Source organism: Paenibacillus sp. FSL R7-0312, assembly GCF_038004445.1.
Lineage (GTDB): Bacteria > Bacillota > Bacilli > Paenibacillales > Paenibacillaceae > Paenibacillus_AQ.
Genome location: NZ_JBBORE010000001.1, coordinates 5,381,172 through 5,398,982 on the forward strand (window position 1 = coordinate 5,381,172; position 17,811 = coordinate 5,398,982).

Sequence of the window (17,811 nt, forward strand, 5' to 3'; positions counted from 1 at the left end):
ATGTCCTAAGCTATGAAGAGGTGATGCTACTAATGATTAACTTTACAATACGGCGGTTCTTCCGGGGTTCGGCTCCATTCCTATCAGGGGCGGCTGCGATCCTGCTCGCAATAGCGATCGTCTTGGCACCGGAATCCTCATTTAAGGCTTCCCTTGCGGGACTGAAGCTCTGGTGGTCCCTTGTCTTCCCGGCACTGCTGCCATTCCTGATCCTGTCAGAGATGCTGACCGCTTCAGGGTTCGTGCATGGCATCGGCGTCCTGCTGGAGCCGCTGATGAAACGCTTGTTCCGGCTTCCCGGAGCAGGCGGCTGGACGCTTGTGCTCGGAATCACCGCCGGCTTCCCGGCCGGAGCCGGAGCGGTGATGCAGCTGCATAAGCAGGGGGACATCACGGACAAGGATGCCGGACGTCTGGCCTCCATGGTCCATTATGCCAGCCCGGTTACACTGCTTATTGTCGTCGGCACCGCTTTTCTGCACAGTCCGGCAGCCGGATACGCCCTGCTTGCCATTCACTGGCTGTCAGGCCTTGCCACCGGATGGCTATCCGCTCTCTTCAGCGGAACGCGGAAGAGTAGCGAAGCCGCCGCCACTGTCAGCAGACTGCCACGCAGCGGCCCGCACGCCAAAAAAGCATCCTTGCCCGGGCGAATCCATCAGGCGGCACTGGATGCCCGCGCGAGAGACGGACGGGGCTTCGGCAAAGTGCTGGGCGAATCTGTATCCGCCGCCGTCCAGAACCTGATGATCGTAGGCGGCTATATGATCATGTTCGCAGTAGTTATTAACATCATCACCAGGCTGCTGCCGCAGCTCCCGTCTCCGCTGGCTGCCGGAGTGCTAGAGATTCACCTCGGTGCCCATGCGGTAACCTCAGATTCGGCCAGCCCTGGAGGGTTCTTGTCCGGCAGTCTTCTCGGTCCCGCTTTGCTGTCAGCTCTGCTTGCCTGGAGCGGAATCTGCGCCCAGCTTCAGGCGCTGACTTTGCTTAAACCGGCTAATGTCCGCTTTCTCCCGTTTGCTGCAGTTCGGTTATTGCATGGACTAACCGCCTTTGCCTTAACCCTACTGCTCTGGAAGCCGCTCGTAAATATCCGCGCCGCTGTACTTCCGGTCTTCACCAGTACCGGTTCAGACAGTCTGGAAACCGGTTTAGGCTCTGCAACCGGAATATGGGGCTTGTTCCCTCAGATTCTTAGTCTGCAGGGACTAATACTCCTGCTCCTGCTAAGCTTATCAGTAGCTCTAAAGCTTTTTACTTGGCGCCGCCATCCATCCGTTTGAACTTAAGCTTCATGGCCTGTTCCACTTCAGGCGTTACAAAATCCGAGACGTTCCCGCCAAAGTGGGCAATTTCCTTAACCACACTTGAGCTAAGATAGGAATATCTCGGATTGGTCATCATAAATATCGTTTCTGCTTCGGGATCCAGATTATGATTAATCGATGCATTCTGCAGCTCATACTCAAAGTCGGTGACCGTACGGATACCCCGTACAATCACCTGTGCATCCTTTTGCCGGACATAATTAACGAGCAGATCACGGAAGCTGTCGATCTCTACATTCGGGATGTCCGCTGTAGCCTGGCGCAGAAGCTCTGTACGCTCCTCGACTGAAAATAACGGATTCTTGCTTAAATTGTTCAGCACCGCCACAATCAGCCTGTCGAACTGTTTCGCTGCACGGTGAATAATATCCATATGTCCCAGGGTTACCGGATCAAAGGTTCCGGGATAGATTGCCACACGCTCTTTTCTAATTTGCAGACTCATCATTAACCTCCTCGCCACTGACGGCAACTTCCGGCAGAGCAGCTTCATACTGATAGATTGAGATCGTAGTCTCTCCATATACGGATTGCCGTGTCCTGCTGAATCCCGGTATATTCTCCGGATATTCATAACCCGATTCATGCTCAAGCACAATTACGGCATCAGGCTTCAGCAGATTCTTGGCTGCCATCGTCATCATAAGCTCATCCCCGTGCTTCAGACGATACGGTGGGTCCAGAAAAACAAGATCAAACGCTCTCCCCCGCTTCTCCAGCGCAGCCAGTGCCCTTCCGGCATCATTGCGGTAGACTTCGGCCTGCGACTCCACCTTGGCTGCCTTTAGATTCGCCCGCACAGTGTCGAGCGCCTTCTGCTCCATATCCACAAATACGGCGGCTTCCATCCCTCTGCTCAAGGCCTCAATCCCAAGCCCTCCGGTACCGGCATACAGATCCAGTGCCGTTCCGCCTTCAAAATAAGGCCCGATCATACTGAATAAGGCTTCCTTCACTTTATCGGTTGTAGGCCGGGTGCCATTGCCTGGAACACTCTTAAGCGGCCTGCCCTTTGCAGTGCCCGATATTACTCTCACCGATCATCCACCTGCTTTTATGTCTCTATTTATTATGCCGTTTCAGGGCACAAGTCCAAGCCTATAGTACCACAATTATTCCGTGAAATAAAAAGATTGTCCGACTTTGTCACAATGCGCAGTTCAGAAGTTTTGGAGAATGGATGTATAAAAGTCCGGCAACCGGGCCATCATGTAACTATCGACATCGCAAAATGTCGTAGACAACCGCGGAGCAGGCTTACGTTTCCCCATAAGCTCTTCGTCCGGTTTCTCCTCTCCCATGAAAGAGGCTCCCGAAAGGGAGCCTCGATTTTTTGTGTTGGGAAACCTATAAGAAAAGCCCGGCACCATGCAGTGCCGGACTAAGCAATTTATTTAATTCGTTTAATGAGAGCCTCTTGCTCAATCGAGCGTGCCGACAGCAGTTCGATGATCCGATGCTGATTCTCCAGAATGGACTCCATCCGGATCACCCGTTCATTGGTATCCAATACCGCACGTTTAATCAATTCCTGATCCTGCTTCAATATTTGCACATCTTGCTTCAGCGTCTGTTGATCCTGCTTCACTAATTGAACTTCCTGCTTCAAGCCGGTCTGTTCAGTCTCAATCCGTTCCAAGCGCTCATTCACAGGCTCTAATTCTTCACGAATGACGGATCTTAACAACATTGCCAGATCATTATCCATGCATCCCGCTCCTTAAAACTTAATAAATAGATTGTACCAGAACCAAGCTTCTTATTCTACCTGCTCTGCTTCAAAATCCATCGCCCCATATCTTTAATCACCTGGGCATCGACCATACCGGGGACATTGTATTCATCCGGTGTTCCTGCCCCCGCTCCGTCATAATCAACGAAGAAATGATTCAGGCCCGGATACAGCTTGAACTCTGCCAAGCTATTATTCTTCAGAACATCCTTCCAGAGCGGATAATCCACGTCCGCATAGACCTGGAAATCATCGCTTCCCTGCAACACAAGCACAGGTTTCGTCAGCTTCCGGCCCAGCTCGGCGGTACTGTGCTGATCCATTTCCTTGAAGTAATACGCCGCTGCACCAAACACAGCCGGAGCAGCTTTGGCCTGCTCTTCTGTCAGTGCCGACAGCGCCTTGGCTTTGGCCAGCTCCGCATTCACGCCGGCAGCGGCTTCTGCCTTAGCAGGAATAGCATCATCCAGCCTGGAGATCACTCTCATATTCTGGTCGTAGATAATCTCCCACAAGCTTCGCGGTGAGCCGGCAAGCAGGATTAACCCGGCGAAGTTGCCGCCATCCGCATCAATTCTCGGGCCCAGCATCCCGCCCAGGCTGTGCCCGGCAAGATATACCTGCACAGCATCCATACGCTTGTCCTGCTTAAGCAGAGCTGCCGCTGCAATGGCATCTTCAACCGTTTCTTCCTTAACGGTAACCGATGCGGCGGCACTTCCCATGAATTCCTGCGGATAGCTGTAGCCCCGCTTGTCATAACGCAGAACTGCAATTCCCTGTTCTGCAAGACCATACGCTATATCACGGAAGGGCTTGTACGCATATGCTGCTTCATTAAGATCAGAAATACCTGAACCGTGCACCAGTACTACAGAAGGCAAAGGCTTCCCGGTTGCTTTGGGGAGAGTCAGAATGCCCTTAAGCGGATGTGAGGTCCCTGCTCCTACTGTAACTGCTTCTTCGGTAACACCTGCCGGCAGAGCCAGCTCCGGCGCTGCTTGCGGATCTTCGTACGGAGTAAACCACAGCCCCTGAATCTGGCCGCTGCTGTTGACTGTAAACTTCACCGTGAGCTTTCCATGTGCAAATACAGCGATACCGGACAGAGAATACCGCCCATTGTCACGGCTGCTTTTCAGCGAATCGACCTTACCATACTCTCCATAAGCAGCAGTAAAGCTCTCCCAGACCTGTTGAAGTTTAAGACTCGACAAGTTTTTCCTCACCTCTGTGCTGAAGAACCGGTCTGATAATGCTTCATACTGGCCGGAAGCAAGCAGCTTCATTACTGACTCGGTGTAATTCTGCGGTGTGCTTATTTCTGCCTGGCCAGAGCCCGGACCGGGCTTAGTAATATAGCCGATCTCATCCAGTAGCGGCAACGGTACATAAATTCGATTGTTCTTCAGAACAGCTGCACCTTCAATGGTAAGTGTATCCTTTCCATTTAAGATAAACTGACCGCCTTCCAGCTTCATCAAGAGCTCTGTACCGCTGAGCTTGATTTGCAGACTGGAGCTCTCTTTTATGTAAGCCGTCTCAAACCCCAAAGCTTCCCCTGCCTGACGGACAGGCACCATGATCATTGTACCCTCCAGATATGGCGCCTCGGCTGCGGGGAACTTCAATACTTCACCGTTCACACTCAGAGTTACTTTGTTATCCGCTGCCTGCGCTACCCGCGGTGTGACAAAGCCCGCTGATAACAGCAGAGAGCAGGCCAGCATGGACAACAAGAATCGTTTGGGTCTTCTCATTGATTACAACTCCCTTCAATACTCACATCCTTTTGTTTATACGGAGCATTTGGCAGATAGTTACATAATCCCAAATTTATTTCCCGCCATTCAAGTCCTGTGATAACCGCACCATATCCCTGCAATGTATGCCATTTTCGTATATAATCTCCGCGTAATGTCTGGTGAAAAAATCAAAATCTACGCCAACGATCCGAAAGCCGCATTTTTGATATAACGCCAGCTGCCCCAAGCTTGAATTCCCCGTTCCCAGTTCAATAGTTGTATAGCCCGTTTGCCTCGCTGTCTCAATGGCGCGCTGCACCAACATCTTGCCGATCCCTTGACCCTGATGCTCTTCAGCAACCGCCACATTCACCAGCTCGGCTGTATCCGGCCGGGTAGGCAGCAGCACATACACACCCAATAACTCCTCATCCTGGACGGCAATATAGCAGTCTCCTCTTTTGAGGTAGTCCTTCACCAATGATTCGGACGGATCGGCGGACAGCAGCAAATCCATCGGCGGCAATTCGCCGGGCAGCAATTTTCTGATATCCATACAAGCCCCCTTGTGCTGAAACATCAAATTCTGTATCTCAGTCAGCGTAAATTCAAATTCTGCCCGATTCTTTCAGTAGAATAAAATCATGGCCGCGGCGGGTCAGCTTCATTCCGGTAGTCCGGACAGTTACAGTACCATTGCCGGCTCTCGGGAAGCTCACATTCTCCACCATCCGGCTGTCCACAAGCTCCTCCATAATATCGGCATACTCTGCGGCCTCCAGCCCCATTTCATCCTGACCGACCGGCTTGCCCAATTCAATCCGCTTAAGTATGGCATAGACCAATTCCTTCTCTTCCATGAAGCACCTCTTTCATCACTGCATTGATTGCCATGAAGACAATGACTACTATTATCGCATATTCCTGCCAGACATAGCTAATCAGAAAAAAAGCGCAGTCCCAAGGCCTTTGCCCAGGACTGCGCTGATTGACGTTAAGGTCTAGTAGAAGCAGGCACTCAGAATAATAACCAGCAGGATATAAAGTACCAGAATCGCACCGGTTGAAGTCCAAGGACTTACCGGAACCACATTAACGCCGCCTACATTACCACCGTATCCGCAATCTGCACCCATGAGATTACCTCCTTCAAAATGATGACTACAGAACAGAATATGAGCAGAATGCCTTAACAGATTGGGCGAAACGGTCAAAATTTGGGGGTATGTACAAGGGCATCCTGCCCGGTCAACCGAACCGGACAGGATGCATGAATCTAAGGATTAATCGGAAACCAGAATTCCGTCAAAGCTCTCAGGACCTACACGAACCGTACCGAGAAGGCTAGAGGAGATAAATGCAGTATAAGTCAGCTGCGGAGTAATCGGCGGAATGAAGTCATCCGCAGAGAAGGTGATAACCTGTGGAGCCAGCACACTAAGGCTGAAAGTAGAGGTAGCGGAGTACACTAAAGGATCCGTGGGCAACGTTCCTCTAACGATTGAAATAGTAATCCCAACGAGTGCAAGCGGAAGCTGTACACTTACAGTACCCTTCATTATGACTCGTGGGTTAGTGGTTACACCCTCTGTGATAATACCAATCTGCCCGAACAGCTGCGGAGTATCAACCACCAGAATCGGTATTGCAATAGAGTTGGCAGTACTGGCATTCTGCGAAGTTCTTCCATCAACATAAGTTCCCATATCAAGCACCTCCTTTCTTCATATATGTGTATTAACAAGTCCCCGGAATTGCTTGGATATAACGCCAATGCACATCTCCCCATATTACGAGCAGCCTGCTTAATCTTCCTTGGTGGTCCCGCTACGCTTGTTAAAGGCCAGTTCAAACAATCCAGTTGCCGACAATCCCGCAAGCCCGCCTGCCCATAAACGCAGAATAAGGTTCATATCTGTAAAAGGATAGGCTACAGCTCCGACCAGCAGACCAATACCCAGTCCCACTGCGGGAACAACGTTGCGCGGAAGATTCACACTGTTCTTCACCAGTTGAACCAGCGCCATCACAAAGACGGCCAACAGCGACGCAAACGCCAGCACATTGTTAAGTGCATCGTTGTACATAAGGTTTACGCCTCCTTCTTGGTAACCAGCAGTCCGGCCCTGTTCAGCACCGTCAATATCCGGTAGAAATCATAGCTTCCTCCTGTAGGGGTATCGAGCAATCCCGCTGCCACCGCTGCCTGAACCGCCGGCTCTGCCCAGGCAGGTATGCTTACTGCAGCACGGCCTTCTATTGCGGTAAGCCGTTCTGCTACTCCTTTAATTGCCTGTCCCTGTTCCAGAACACCCGTTTTGAGCGTATCCCGGCTTACTGTAAGTCCTGCCAGCAATACCCGCATCTCCTGAAGCTCCGTTTCCAGAGTCGCAAGCCTTTGTTTATCTTCAGCCGACATCTCCTCATCCTCCTTCAGCTCATCGTATTGATACAAGTTATACGCATCCATAATCTGAATCAGCTTTGACGCGTAGTTCGGATCAGTCGCATACCCCGCAGCGGCAATCTCCCTTGCAGCCGTTCTGCCGTCCGCTCCAATCACCTTGCTGTATAAGACCCGGTTCCAGGAGACGCCCTGGGCAATCAGCGCAGAATGGTCAGCCACAGATTCGCCCCAGTTATTGTAGGCTCTGAAAAGCGCAGATACCTGCACAGCTTGGCCGTTCCTATATTCCGTAGTCCGGATTGACAAGCTTCCGGCGGGTCCGCTGCCTTTGATGCCAAACAGATTATTAGCCTTCGCGGTCAGGCTGCTGTTCCCCCAGCCGGATTCCAGCGCGGCCTGGGCAATTGTCAGGGAAGCCGCAATATGACTGCGCTGCATATCAGCCACGGCAAAGGAGGCTATTCGGGAGATAAACTCAGAATCCGTCATTTCATCACATCCCTTCCTACTATATTAAATGCTCGTTCTGTTATGCTGCCTGTGCTTATCCCTGATACTTCAGGGTCATTTATGCAAAAAGCGCCAGAGCTCCCGCTCCGGCGCTTTTTAAGTTATTCGTCTAGTTAGCTTCAGCTAAAATACGCTGAGGATAATAACCAGCAAGATAAACAGTACCAAAATGGTAGCAGCAGACGTTCCAATACAGCCATAGCCGTAACCAGCCACATTCTCTCCCATTGCAATTCCTCCCTCAGCCTGTGCCGTCGTTTATGTCTTTCCTTAGCATCATATGCCTGAGGTCCTGAAAAAACCGGGCTAATGCATAATATGGTAATTATAAGCAAAAAAAGTATTGTGAAATCTTCCATCGTAGCGTAAACTAGTAATAATTAACTATATCGGAGGGACTAATTTACTATGCCTTCATATTATTTTAAGGAATTCTGGACACCGCTGAGTTGGGTAGGTATTAAGTTTTTCCGGGATGACGAAGGATTTCTATGGATTAAATGGTGGTCTAAGCCACGCAAGAGATTACGCTGACTTTGTTAGATACATATCTGCATATAGTTCTCTATAACCAGAATGCCAAATAACCTCTCTCTGTCATTTGACGGAGAAAGGTTATTTGCTGTTATGAATATGCGCTGGAGAACTTAAGAAGCCGCTTCAAACGTAATCCGGTTCTTACCGCTCCGTTTGGAAATGTATAACGCTTCATCCGCCAGCCGCAGGGTTTCAACAGTGTCGCTGCCCCCGTCCGGTGTCCATACTGCCGCGCCTACACTACAGCCGACATGCAGATTCTCGCCTCTGATCACAATGGGCAGATTGATTTTACTGATAATCCGTGAAGCCACAATTTCTGCCTCCTTCATAGGTTTGCCGGCAGAGGTATTAAGAATAATGACGAACTCATCCCCGCCCAGCCGGGCTACGATTTCATTATCACGTGTGCAGTCCATCAGCCTGAAGGCTACCTCCTGCAGCAAGGCGTCGCCGATTGCATGGCCGAAGGTATCATTTACTTTTTTGAAGCCATCCAGATCAAGGTATAGGAAACTAAGCGTTGTGCGGTTCTGCTTGGCTTTGCTGACCGCATGGGCCAGAAATTCATCCAGCGCTGCCCGGTTGGGCAAGCCCGTAAGCTTGTCATGCAGCGCCATATCCGACATGAAGCTCAGCTTGTTCTCTGTCTTGGTCAGATTATTCACCAGGTTGCGCAGTGACGCGGACAGAATCGCCACATCTTTGAACCGGGTCGAAGATGGAATCTCCACATCAGCGCCGGAGCTGAGCAGATCGGCTGTGCGGGTAATGTTCCTCAGCGGACGGCTGATCCATCCGGCCAGCAGCCAGCCGATAACCGCGAAGACAACTGCGGTGATCAGTCCGCTGATCAGAATAAAGCGCTCAAGCTGATGCACCGAGGCAAATGCAATATCCGCTGGCTGGCGGATAATGACCGACCAGCCCAGCCCGGGATAATTCAGATAGCCGTCCCCGTAGGCATAGCCGGTCAGATAGGAGTCCTGATTCCGCTCCTGTTCAATAATCCATGAACTATTACCGCTGCGGGCTTTCTGCAGCACTTCATCCGGCATTCTTTTGCCGACGAGTGCTTCAGGACCGAGAAGGATCGTGTCATCTTTCCTGCTGACAACAAACACTTCTACACCCTTCAGGCGCTCCTTGAGCGGAGTCACAATGGAAGCCTCGACTTCACGCGACCACTCCCAGCTGAGGTGTGCGGCCAGTACACCGCTTGTCCGGCCTTGCTTGTCAGTAACCGGCACGCTCACATCCACAAACTGCAAGGCTTCGCCGGTAGGATTGGGAAGCAGCTTCGAGAGCAGCACCGCATCATGGACATCACCGGTGAAGGTCCCCTTCAGGCCTTCCTGAAACACCGGCCGCTGGCTAATATTCGTACCCTGGAGTATATGATCTGTGGAAGAAAGGACATTCCCTTTATTATCGAGGAAACCCACCCAGGTGAACACCGGCAGACTCTTCTTCAGCTGATTAAGCAATCCGCTGACCTCTGAGGAGTCAACCGGCTCCTGAAATGCATTAAGCTTGCTGAGTACCTCGACTTCTCCGGAACGTGACCACATGAAATGATCAAGCTTCTCAGACATTTGGTAGGCTTCTTCCGCCAGAGAGCTGCCAATGCTGACCTCTACGGACTGTGTAGACCGGTGGCCGATAACATAGCTGAGCAACGCCGTTAATAGGATAATAATGACCGCAAAAGCCGTTGCAAATAACGTACGCAGATTTAAAGACATTCACATTCTCCTCTTCGGAAGACCTTTTCGTAGCACCGACCGCCGAGGTTGCCTGGAAGCACACTCAATGTCGAAAAGCGTCGATAATTATTTATCGGAAGGAATCAGGGGAAATATAATACAGCTACCGGCAGACTTTCCGATTTCCTTAATTTAGCTCATATGTTGTATCAATATTGTGCGGAGTTGGGCGGATGATAGTGTTTACTTTGTGGCATTATAGTATAATCTGCTTTGTAGCACATGCCACCTTAAGGAGTGATTGATGATGACAGAACAATTTGAAATGTATGATGATCCGTTCAAGATGCTTATTCTGCTGGCAACGCTTATATCGGAGAAACAGGGGACCGAGCTGAAATTTGAGCATGTCCCTTCTTATGAGAATGAGGTTTTTGCCATTGAACACCAGAGATTCCTCTATAAAAAAGACGGCACGGAAATTACCTGGTTTGAGTTCCTTGGCAGAGATATTGCCTCTTCCAGCGATCTGACCCGTTCCCAGTACAACAAAATGTTCGTAGATTGCATGGCTTCACTCTATAGCCTCTAATTCTTCACCAGGTTACATAAAGCAGCCCCAACAAAAACTGCAGCCCTGCCGTCCCGTTCCGGGGCGGCAGTTCCTTTGTTGCTACACCTATGCAGGTGTATAGGGAATAACCGGCCAGCCCCTCCGGTTATCCGACCTTGGCTCCCATCGAGCGCGCCAGCAGCACAGCCTGCTCCACATCCAGCCTTACCCCTTTAAGATCAAGACTCTTCAGGTCTATCCCCTCAAGCTTGGCACCCTGCAGATCCGCCCCTGCAAGCTGGCACTGCGCAAGCTGTACACGGCTTAAGTCGGCACCGCGCAGGTCCGCTTTTTGCAAATTGCAGCCCTGCATATCCGCCTCGGCGAACCGGATGCCCCGCAGATCCTGCCTGCTGAGATTCAGATGGCGCAGATTTGTATAAGCCCAGTCCCCTCCGGAGAGAGTAATCCCATCCATATAAGCATTCGCGAAATCGGAACCAATCATCTTGCAATTCTCAAACTTCGACACAAACAGATTCGCCCCGGTAAACTTGCAATTGGTAAAAGCCCCGTCTCGATGCAGTGAAGCATTAAGCAGCGCACCGGTAAAATCACAGTCCACAAAACGGCAGCCGGTGGAGGTCATTTCTTCCATGGAAGCCCCTCTGAACGAGCAGTGTTCAAAGGTACAACCATTTATTTCTCCATCCTGCATATTGGCATAATCAAAGTTATGATTCTGAAAGGTTTCATTGTGGTATTGATACATAATGTTTTGACCCCTCTTCCTATGGGTATTGATTCTAAAGTTCTGAATACCGGATAATAATTTATTTTTAAATATACTACTTTAGGAGATTGTCCAAGTGTAGCCGTTTCGATATAATAGCAAATAAACTCGCGGAGGTAAATGATGGATGACTCCAGCAGAAAAGAACCGTTCCGTTATGTTATGAACCAGCCCATCGATTGCTGGCTTGAAATCCCGGCCAGTAATAACGGGCCCGGAGCCAGTAAATTGACGGAAGGCATCCTGCTAGACCTTAGCCGTTCCGGCTGTAAGGTACGTACTTCTCTGAACCTCCGTTTTACTGCAGGTGATACGAAGCTGATTATACATTTCCAGCTGGCGGAAGAGAAGCTTCAGTATGAAGGAAGTGTCCGCTGGGGTTGGATGTTCGGCCTTGGACAATTCCAGTACGGGGTAAGGCTTGATCTGCAGGAAGCCGAAGAAGAACAGCTGCTGCGGGAGCTGGAGATCTGGACCCACGGCAGAAGGGCTCAAGGATTGTAACTGTAATTTGCACAAAAACGAAAGCAAGGCTGACATCGTCAGCCTTGCTTTCTTGTTGAATGGACATATGCTCAGGGCAGCTCCCTACACGATCACACTTCAATTCTTTTCTTCACCATTACAACCATTGAATAGATCAGAATAAAGGCAACTACAAATTCGAGCACAAGCGGCCATTGATTGGTAGAAAGGTATCTAATCGTTACTCCGCTTTCTGGCCGCAGATTACTCTCGTAAACCTCAAAATTAAAGGTATTGTCCAGACCAATGAAATAGCTGTTAAACATAAGTTTTTCAAGATAGGCTATACCATTCTGCAGAAGTGTGAGGATCACAATCCCTACCCATATTCTCCACTTGAACCGTAAGCTTAATGCTACAGTAATAGAGAACATGACCATAATCATCATGAAACCAGCTGACCACATAAACTGCAGTAAACATCTTAAGCCAACTGACACTATATTGTCCGGCAGGAAGTCTAGCGGGTAGATAAGCTGGTAAATGCTAAAATGCACCAGGCCCAGAGCGATCACCGTCAAGATTAGCAGCAGCGCAAACAGCAACGGTGACATGACCGTCTGCAGGGCAGTAACCGGGATAAGCCGCCGCTGGTAAGACTTCAGATTCCGGAAATAACTGAATACAGCTATAAATACAAGCGCCAATGCAAGTATAAAGTAGATAACCAGATTCAGCGAAACTAGTTGTTCATTAACTTTAGTGCTGGATATCCAAATCGCAGGCTGAACCAGCAGAGCAATTACAATAAAGACAAGGATCCGTTCCCTTCTGCGTCTCAGATCATATTTTAGCAGCTTCAGCATTCGGCAAACACCTCTCTGAACAGCTCATCTATACTTTTCCCGCGCTCCAGTCTGAGCTCTTCCACTTCGCGCTGGAGAACGATCTCCCCGTTTTTCAAGAAAATAACCTCGTCAAAAATTCGTTCGATATCGTTCACCAGGTGTGTAGAGATCAGAATGCTGCTGTCTTCCTCATAGAACTCCATCAGCGCATTCAGAATCTTGGTCCGTGCTACAGGGTCGACACCGCCGATTGGTTCATCCAGCATGTAGAGTCTGGCCCGGCGCGACAGCGCAAGCGTGAGCTGGAGACGTTCGTTCATCCCTTTGGATAACGTCCGGACCTTATCCTGCCCTCTGAGGTTCATGAAATCGAGCATCCGATGTGCTTTGGCCTGATCGAAGTCCGGGTAGAAATCCCGCTGGAACTTCAGCGCATCCCCCACATTCATCCAAGACTCCGTAACGGGGACATCAGGCATGAAGGATACAAGCTTCCGGCTCTCCACCCCAATGGGAACACCGAGGACTGATATCCGGCCTGAGCCCGGCTGTGCCAATCCTGCGATCAGCTTCATGAGGGTACTTTTGCCGCTGCCGTTGCTGCCGAGCAGTCCGGTAATTCTGCCTGCGCCCAGTCTAAAGGAGACATTGCGCAGCGCTTGTTTGGAGCCGAACTTCTTGGTCACACCCTGTACTTCAAGTAACTCATCCACTCTTGGTAATCCCCCTATTCTTGGTCGCGCTGATGTATATTCTCCGCTACGGCCGCCAGAATATCTTCACCCTGGAAGCCGAGCTCCTGCATGCCGCGGATAAAACGGTCCAGCACATCCTGTGCCATTTCCTTCTTGATGGTCAGAATCGTCTCTTCTCTTCCGGTAACATATCTGCCCATGCCGCGGCGGGTCTCCACGATTGTCTCACGCTCCAGTTCCTGAAAGGTTCTTTGTACCGTATTCGGGTTAATCTGCAGTTCTGCCGCCAATTCACGTACTGAGGGGATTTTGTCACCGGGCTTCAGCTTGCCTGTAATGATCTCCCCTTTGATGTAATTCATGATCTGAAGATAAATCGGCTGGTTGTTATCAAATTCGATAACCATCAAGCAACATCCCTGCGTCTGAAGACCGCAAATCCAGCGAACAGGAACAACGCCAGATATATGCACAGCAGCACAATGGAGAAGTTCAACGTCATTCCAGGAATCGGCGCACCCCCATCTTTATACGCTGCGAGATTTAGGTTCGGGAACAGGAAGTATTTATAGAAATCACGGTTGATGATGATTTTATCTATGGTAGTGGCAAAGATAGTCGCACCGATCGTTACCCCTGTTGAGCGGGTCAGGATTCCGAGCATAAATCCGAGCGTGGCATACACGATGCAGTATACGGAGGAGTACAACAGTGAGGTAAGGATATCGCTGAGTCCTGAGTCCCCTCCGCTGAGTCCAAAGAAGATCATTCCTGAGACAAACAGCGCGATCGTTGCAATCAGCAGCATACTCAATGAATAGAGCAGTACGGTTACATATTTAGAGGCCAGTATCGCAGTCCGGCTGCGGGCCCGGATCAGCAGAAACTTGATGGTCCCCTGGCTGTATTCTTTGGACACAATCCCCGATATCCCTACAATGACGAGGATCACCAGCACCTGGCCGATTCCTGTAGGCAGCAGTGAGTCTGCTGTGAATTCCGCCGCAGAGGTATACGTATCCGCCCCTGCCACCGTGTGCACAATATAACCTATTACAAATACCATCAGCACCAGAAGGGCATATGGAACAGTAAAGCTGCGTTTCTTCGAGATTTTGAGCCATTCATTCAGTACGAGCTGATTAAATTTACGCAATGCGGTTCCCCCCTGTCCATTTCAGGAAATCATCTTCCAGACTCTGTTTATTCTCGGTAATCCGGTATACCCCAACCTTGGCTTCACTGAGTGCAGCCACAAGCACCGGAACATTCCCGTCGGGCAGGCTTACATGCAGCTCGGAGTGAGCTTCATCTGTCCCGGTCACCTCCACACCTTGCAATGCTTCGGCAACAGTACGCGCGTTCCCGGTATTATCCACCCGGATGGTGAGGGCTACTTCACTGCGCGCTTCCGGCGCCTCAGCAATCTGCGTAACCGTCACAAGCTTCCCGTTCTGAATGACAACTGCGCGGTGGCAGATCTGTTCAATCTCGGCCAGCATATGGCTGGAGATTAGTATTGCAATTCCTTCCACCTCGGCAATCGTGCGCATATAATCGCGCATTTCCCGGATTCCGGCGGGGTCCAGCCCGTTGGTCGGTTCATCCAGAATGAGCAGCTTCGGCGAATGCAGCAAGGCCTGGGCGATGCCCAGACGCTGGCGCATGCCCAGCGAATATGCTTTTACCTTCTTCTCCATCGCTTCCTGCAGTCCAACCAGCGCCACAACTTCATCAATCCGCGATTCTCCGGCCCCGTCGCTCATCCGCAGATACTGCTTCAGATTGTCATAACCGGTCATATGGGGATAAAACTCCGGATTCTCGATGATCGCTCCGATCTGCGAGATGGCCCGCTTGAAATCCTTTTGTATGCTGTGCCCATGAATGAGGACATCTCCTCCGCTCATACGGATGAGTCCGGTCATCATGCGGATGGTGGTCGTTTTGCCCGCCCCGTTTGGACCCAGCAGTCCGATAATCTCCCCTCTGCGGATGTCGAAGCTAAGGTTGTCTACGATTGCCTTCCCTTTTATCACCTTGCTGACGCCTTGCATTTCCAATACGGTTTCTTTCTTCACCGGGCCTGACAGCCCTTGATTACGAGTGGATGTATTCATGACAGCCTCCTTGTGTAGTACGGGATTGTTATTGTTTTCAACTGTGCTTTTAAATTGTTGTATTGGTGTGTTAGTTAAATAGTACACTAGACATTTCAATCTGTAAAGCCCGTTTGTGAATTTTTTCCTTATCCTCACCTGAAACAGGCTATTCATGCGTGGGGTTTAACCATACCAGTCTTCCAAAGCAATCATAGAATAGTATTGCAACTGGCAGTATCGCACTGCATTTGCCATTCCAGCTTCGAGGAGGAGTTCGCATGGACAAAGAGGTTCATATCTCACAGACTTATCCGCGGCTGACCGTGTACAGCGAGGAAAACTACCGGGGAAGAAGCAGAATTTACAGGGGCAATCTGGGTATCCGTAATACAGACAATATCCTGGACGGAATCGAAAGTCTCCGTTTCTTCTCCACCAGCAGCAATGCTACGCTCGTCCTGTTCAGCAGAACCCGGTTCAGAGGCAGCTTCCGTGTACTTCGCGGGAACCACAGTATTCGTGATCTGGATGACTATATCTCAGGCAACGATGTAGAGTCGATTATCTCAACTAACCAAAGGCTGACCCTGGCACAAATCCGCAGCATCCGCAGCAGCGGAAATCTGCCTTCGGGTTACCGGCTGATCTAGTAGCATCCACAAGACCAATAGGGCACGCTCCGGTATCGCCCAGCCGGAGTGTGCCCTATTTGGTTGTTCGAATGAATCCAAAGCGGGTAATCAAGGAAACCTTCTTCCAGAAATACTTCTGGCTGTTAGCTGGATTTGCCTTTGCCGTAGTTATCCTGGGGTTTGCTGACCGCTATTATGTCACAGCCTGGGGGCTTGGAGTGCAGCAGGGGCTCATCACCGCCAAAACGGTGCAATGTGCCATCTTATGGATAGCCGGACTGATATTAACATTGAAGCTTTACGGCATCACAATTAGAGCTAGGGACAAATTCAAGGGCGGCTACCGGTTCTTCTATATCTTCAGCTTCCTGAATTGGCCCGCAGCGGTGCTGCTGGTTCTAACCTTTGTCTTCCAAACCCCTCAGTAGACGCTTGACCTGGTTCATTATTGGAAAAGCGGCAGCTTCGCCGAGTATTCTACCCTAATTACGGACAGCAGGAAAAGCTGCGAAACCAGCGGCAGCTGTACGCTCATCGTAGACACCACGGATCAGGGGAGATTCCGTGTTAATGGCTATATGAGCAGTCTGATTCTTGCTCATGAAACAGAAATAACCGCCATCCGGTATCTTCCTGCTTCCCGGCGAATCATTAATTTCCGTACGGGGGAGGGCTGGCAGTAAACTAGCGGATGAATAAATTCAGCTACAGCTTCCCGCCCGACATCTGAAGCACCTCTGCTGCGAGCACTGCGATCTGCTCCTGCAGCACATCCACTTCATCAATGCCTTTCCAGTAACGGGTGACAAAATGAAGAAAGACGTCGACCTTACGCAGCAGGATCAGCGTGGGAATCGCTGCAAATTCTTCCGCCGTAAACATGATCTTGCGGCTGAAGCCCCGCCAGAAATCACGGAGAATCCGCTCTTCCTCTTCGTGGCACAGCATTCCGGATAGAATGACCGCAGCCTCCATGGCCCGCACATCCCAGGTACAGAACTCAAAATCAAGCAGCGCCGTCACCTGCGCAGCATCCTCCGCATCCACCAGCAGGTTGGAGGCATTAAGATCGCCATGCACCAGCTGGTGGGGTAATCCCTCCAGCTGCTCCAATGAGTCTGCCACACCTTCATAAGCCTCAACCAGCACTTTCAGTTCGGGCAGCAAACCCTGGAGAGGTTCAGGCGGGTTCAACAACAGGTCGCGAAGCGCTTCCCGGGTACACAGCGGGTATGACCGCCCCAACTCATAGTAGGGCTTGTATACAGCAGGGATCTCCGGCTTCACATCAGCGAGCACAGCAGATAATGTCCCGGCCGCCTCACCGAACGACTCATAGAAGCCCGAATCCTGTTCAGCGGGAGATTCACCATCAATATAGCCGAACAGGCAAGCGAGCTTTCCGTCCCCCTCTTCAAGCTGAACCATCGTTTCCCCTGTGGAGGTAAGAATGGGAACAGGGGTTTTAAACGGCAAATCCAGTATAGCCAGCTTCTGCAGCACGGCATGCTCGAACTCTATTTTATTCCGGTCCCGATGTGTATCATAGATTCTTAGTACAGCGCGGCGGGCGTCCTTGTCCACGAAGTAGGTGGTGTTATTCCAGCCTCCGCTCCGCTTCCTTAACGTTCCATTCCACTCCGGCCAGGCCTGGCTTACAATAGTATCCGTAGGCTTTTGCCCCTTTCCAAGTAAATATATGTACTGTAATTATCTTCAGTTCACTCCACTGGTTCTCAAGCCATTGTAGAATCA

General features: G+C 50.5%; 24 protein-coding genes. 5 read left to right on the plus strand and 19 right to left on the minus strand.

Annotation, left to right across the window (positions count from 1 at the left end):
* The first annotated feature begins 32 nt into the window (after positions 1-32).
* Positions 33-1,286, plus strand: coding sequence for a nucleoside recognition domain-containing protein (locus MKX70_RS23460; RefSeq protein ID WP_340840856.1), 1,254 nt, complete (start codon positions 33-35; stop codon positions 1,284-1,286).
* Here the strand turns inward: MKX70_RS23460 and coaD are convergent.
* The 12 genes from coaD to MKX70_RS23520 all read right to left on the minus strand — a co-directional run bounded on the left by coaD (position 1,258) and on the right by MKX70_RS23520 (position 10,007).
* Entirely contained in the window at positions 1,258-1,776 is a 519-nt protein-coding gene (gene coaD, locus MKX70_RS23465; RefSeq protein WP_156123140.1) for a pantetheine-phosphate adenylyltransferase, read from the minus strand. The genes MKX70_RS23460 and coaD overlap by 29 nt on opposite strands.
* Entirely contained in the window at positions 1,760-2,368 is a 609-nt protein-coding gene (gene rsmD / locus MKX70_RS23470; RefSeq protein ID WP_042236104.1) for a 16S rRNA (guanine(966)-N(2))-methyltransferase RsmD, read from the minus strand. The genes coaD and rsmD overlap by 17 nt, the downstream gene beginning before the upstream one ends.
* A gap of 353 nt (positions 2,369-2,721) precedes the next feature.
* Positions 2,722-3,039 carry a hypothetical protein gene (locus tag MKX70_RS23475; protein ID WP_042236102.1) on the minus strand — a complete coding sequence of 106 codons (318 nt, stop codon included), beginning with the start codon at positions 3,037-3,039 and terminating at the stop codon, positions 2,722-2,724.
* 56 nt (positions 3,040-3,095) lie between these two features.
* Positions 3,096-4,823, minus strand: a complete 1,728-nt coding sequence (locus tag MKX70_RS23480; RefSeq protein ID WP_340840857.1) for an alpha/beta fold hydrolase — start codon at positions 4,821-4,823, stop codon at positions 3,096-3,098.
* 76 nt (positions 4,824-4,899) lie between these two features.
* Positions 4,900-5,364 carry a GNAT family N-acetyltransferase gene (locus tag MKX70_RS23485; protein WP_340786818.1) on the minus strand — a complete coding sequence of 155 codons (465 nt, stop codon included), beginning with the start codon at positions 5,362-5,364 and terminating at the stop codon, positions 4,900-4,902.
* A gap of 52 nt (positions 5,365-5,416) precedes the next feature.
* Positions 5,417-5,668, minus strand: a complete 252-nt coding sequence (locus MKX70_RS23490; RefSeq protein ID WP_340786819.1) for a YjcQ family protein — start codon at positions 5,666-5,668, stop codon at positions 5,417-5,419.
* Between the two features lie 141 nt (positions 5,669-5,809).
* Positions 5,810-5,944, minus strand: coding sequence for a sporulation protein YjcZ (locus MKX70_RS23495; RefSeq protein ID WP_099052468.1), 135 nt, complete (start codon positions 5,942-5,944; stop codon positions 5,810-5,812).
* A gap of 147 nt (positions 5,945-6,091) precedes the next feature.
* Positions 6,092-6,514 carry a hypothetical protein gene (locus MKX70_RS23500; RefSeq protein WP_340786826.1) on the minus strand — a complete coding sequence of 141 codons (423 nt, stop codon included), beginning with the start codon at positions 6,512-6,514 and terminating at the stop codon, positions 6,092-6,094.
* 99 nt (positions 6,515-6,613) lie between these two features.
* On the minus strand, positions 6,614-6,895 hold the full coding sequence (locus tag MKX70_RS23505; RefSeq protein ID WP_340840858.1) for a holin: 282 nt from the start codon (positions 6,893-6,895) through the stop codon (positions 6,614-6,616).
* 5 nt (positions 6,896-6,900) lie between these two features.
* Positions 6,901-7,704 carry a glycoside hydrolase family 73 protein gene (locus MKX70_RS23510; RefSeq protein ID WP_340840859.1) on the minus strand — a complete coding sequence of 268 codons (804 nt, stop codon included), beginning with the start codon at positions 7,702-7,704 and terminating at the stop codon, positions 6,901-6,903.
* 144 nt (positions 7,705-7,848) lie between these two features.
* The gene (locus MKX70_RS23515; protein WP_197073088.1) at positions 7,849-7,953 is read right to left on the minus strand and encodes a sporulation protein YjcZ; all 105 of its coding nucleotides are present in this window, start codon (positions 7,951-7,953) and stop codon (positions 7,849-7,851) included.
* A 419-nt stretch (positions 7,954-8,372) separates the two neighbouring features.
* Positions 8,373-10,007, minus strand: a complete 1,635-nt coding sequence (locus tag MKX70_RS23520; RefSeq protein ID WP_340840860.1) for a sensor domain-containing diguanylate cyclase — start codon at positions 10,005-10,007, stop codon at positions 8,373-8,375.
* A gap of 265 nt (positions 10,008-10,272) precedes the next feature.
* On the opposite strand from MKX70_RS23520, the gene MKX70_RS23525 reads away from it, so the two are divergent.
* A complete protein-coding gene (locus tag MKX70_RS23525; RefSeq protein WP_231637862.1) occupies positions 10,273-10,560 on the plus strand; it encodes a hypothetical protein in 288 nt (95 codons plus the stop codon).
* 127 nt (positions 10,561-10,687) lie between these two features.
* On the opposite strand, the gene MKX70_RS23530 is transcribed toward MKX70_RS23525, so the two are convergent.
* Positions 10,688-11,293 carry a pentapeptide repeat-containing protein gene (locus tag MKX70_RS23530; RefSeq protein WP_340840861.1) on the minus strand — a complete coding sequence of 202 codons (606 nt, stop codon included), beginning with the start codon at positions 11,291-11,293 and terminating at the stop codon, positions 10,688-10,690.
* A 141-nt stretch (positions 11,294-11,434) separates the two neighbouring features.
* Here MKX70_RS23530 and MKX70_RS23535 point away from each other — a divergent pair, with 141 nt between their 5' ends.
* Positions 11,435-11,818: a PilZ domain-containing protein gene (locus MKX70_RS23535; protein WP_340840862.1), complete on the plus strand. Its 384-nt coding sequence runs from the start codon at positions 11,435-11,437 to the stop codon at positions 11,816-11,818.
* A 92-nt stretch (positions 11,819-11,910) separates the two neighbouring features.
* On the opposite strand, the gene MKX70_RS23540 is transcribed toward MKX70_RS23535, so the two are convergent.
* Genes MKX70_RS23540 through MKX70_RS23560 form a run of 5 tightly spaced genes read right to left on the minus strand, consistent with a single transcriptional unit; the run spans position 11,911 to position 15,442 of the window.
* Positions 11,911-12,645: a hypothetical protein gene (locus MKX70_RS23540; RefSeq protein ID WP_042236086.1), complete on the minus strand. Its 735-nt coding sequence runs from the start codon at positions 12,643-12,645 to the stop codon at positions 11,911-11,913.
* Positions 12,639-13,340 (minus strand): ABC transporter ATP-binding protein, encoded by a 702-nt coding sequence (locus MKX70_RS23545; RefSeq protein ID WP_042236085.1) that lies wholly within the window; start codon positions 13,338-13,340, stop codon positions 12,639-12,641. Before MKX70_RS23545 ends, MKX70_RS23540 begins: the two co-directional genes overlap by 7 nt.
* Positions 13,341-13,354: 14 nt before the next feature.
* Positions 13,355-13,729 carry a GntR family transcriptional regulator gene (locus MKX70_RS23550; protein ID WP_171719315.1) on the minus strand — a complete coding sequence of 125 codons (375 nt, stop codon included), beginning with the start codon at positions 13,727-13,729 and terminating at the stop codon, positions 13,355-13,357.
* Positions 13,729-14,478 (minus strand): ABC transporter permease, encoded by a 750-nt coding sequence (locus MKX70_RS23555; protein WP_340840863.1) that lies wholly within the window; start codon positions 14,476-14,478, stop codon positions 13,729-13,731. Before MKX70_RS23555 ends, MKX70_RS23550 begins: the two co-directional genes overlap by 1 nt.
* Positions 14,471-15,442: an ABC transporter ATP-binding protein gene (locus MKX70_RS23560; RefSeq protein ID WP_042236081.1), complete on the minus strand. Its 972-nt coding sequence runs from the start codon at positions 15,440-15,442 to the stop codon at positions 14,471-14,473. The genes MKX70_RS23555 and MKX70_RS23560 overlap by 8 nt, the downstream gene beginning before the upstream one ends.
* 260 nt (positions 15,443-15,702) lie before the next feature.
* Between MKX70_RS23560 and MKX70_RS23565 the strand changes: the two genes are divergently transcribed.
* Positions 15,703-16,074 carry a hypothetical protein gene (locus MKX70_RS23565; protein ID WP_042236079.1) on the plus strand — a complete coding sequence of 124 codons (372 nt, stop codon included), beginning with the start codon at positions 15,703-15,705 and terminating at the stop codon, positions 16,072-16,074.
* A 71-nt stretch (positions 16,075-16,145) separates the two neighbouring features.
* Positions 16,146-16,484: a hypothetical protein gene (locus MKX70_RS23570; RefSeq protein ID WP_340840864.1), complete on the plus strand. Its 339-nt coding sequence runs from the start codon at positions 16,146-16,148 to the stop codon at positions 16,482-16,484.
* A gap of 277 nt (positions 16,485-16,761) precedes the next feature.
* On the opposite strand, the gene MKX70_RS23575 is transcribed toward MKX70_RS23570, so the two are convergent.
* On the minus strand, positions 16,762-17,757 hold the full coding sequence (locus MKX70_RS23575; protein WP_340841690.1) for a phosphotransferase enzyme family protein: 996 nt from the start codon (positions 17,755-17,757) through the stop codon (positions 16,762-16,764).
* Positions 17,758-17,811 lie beyond the last annotated feature (54 nt).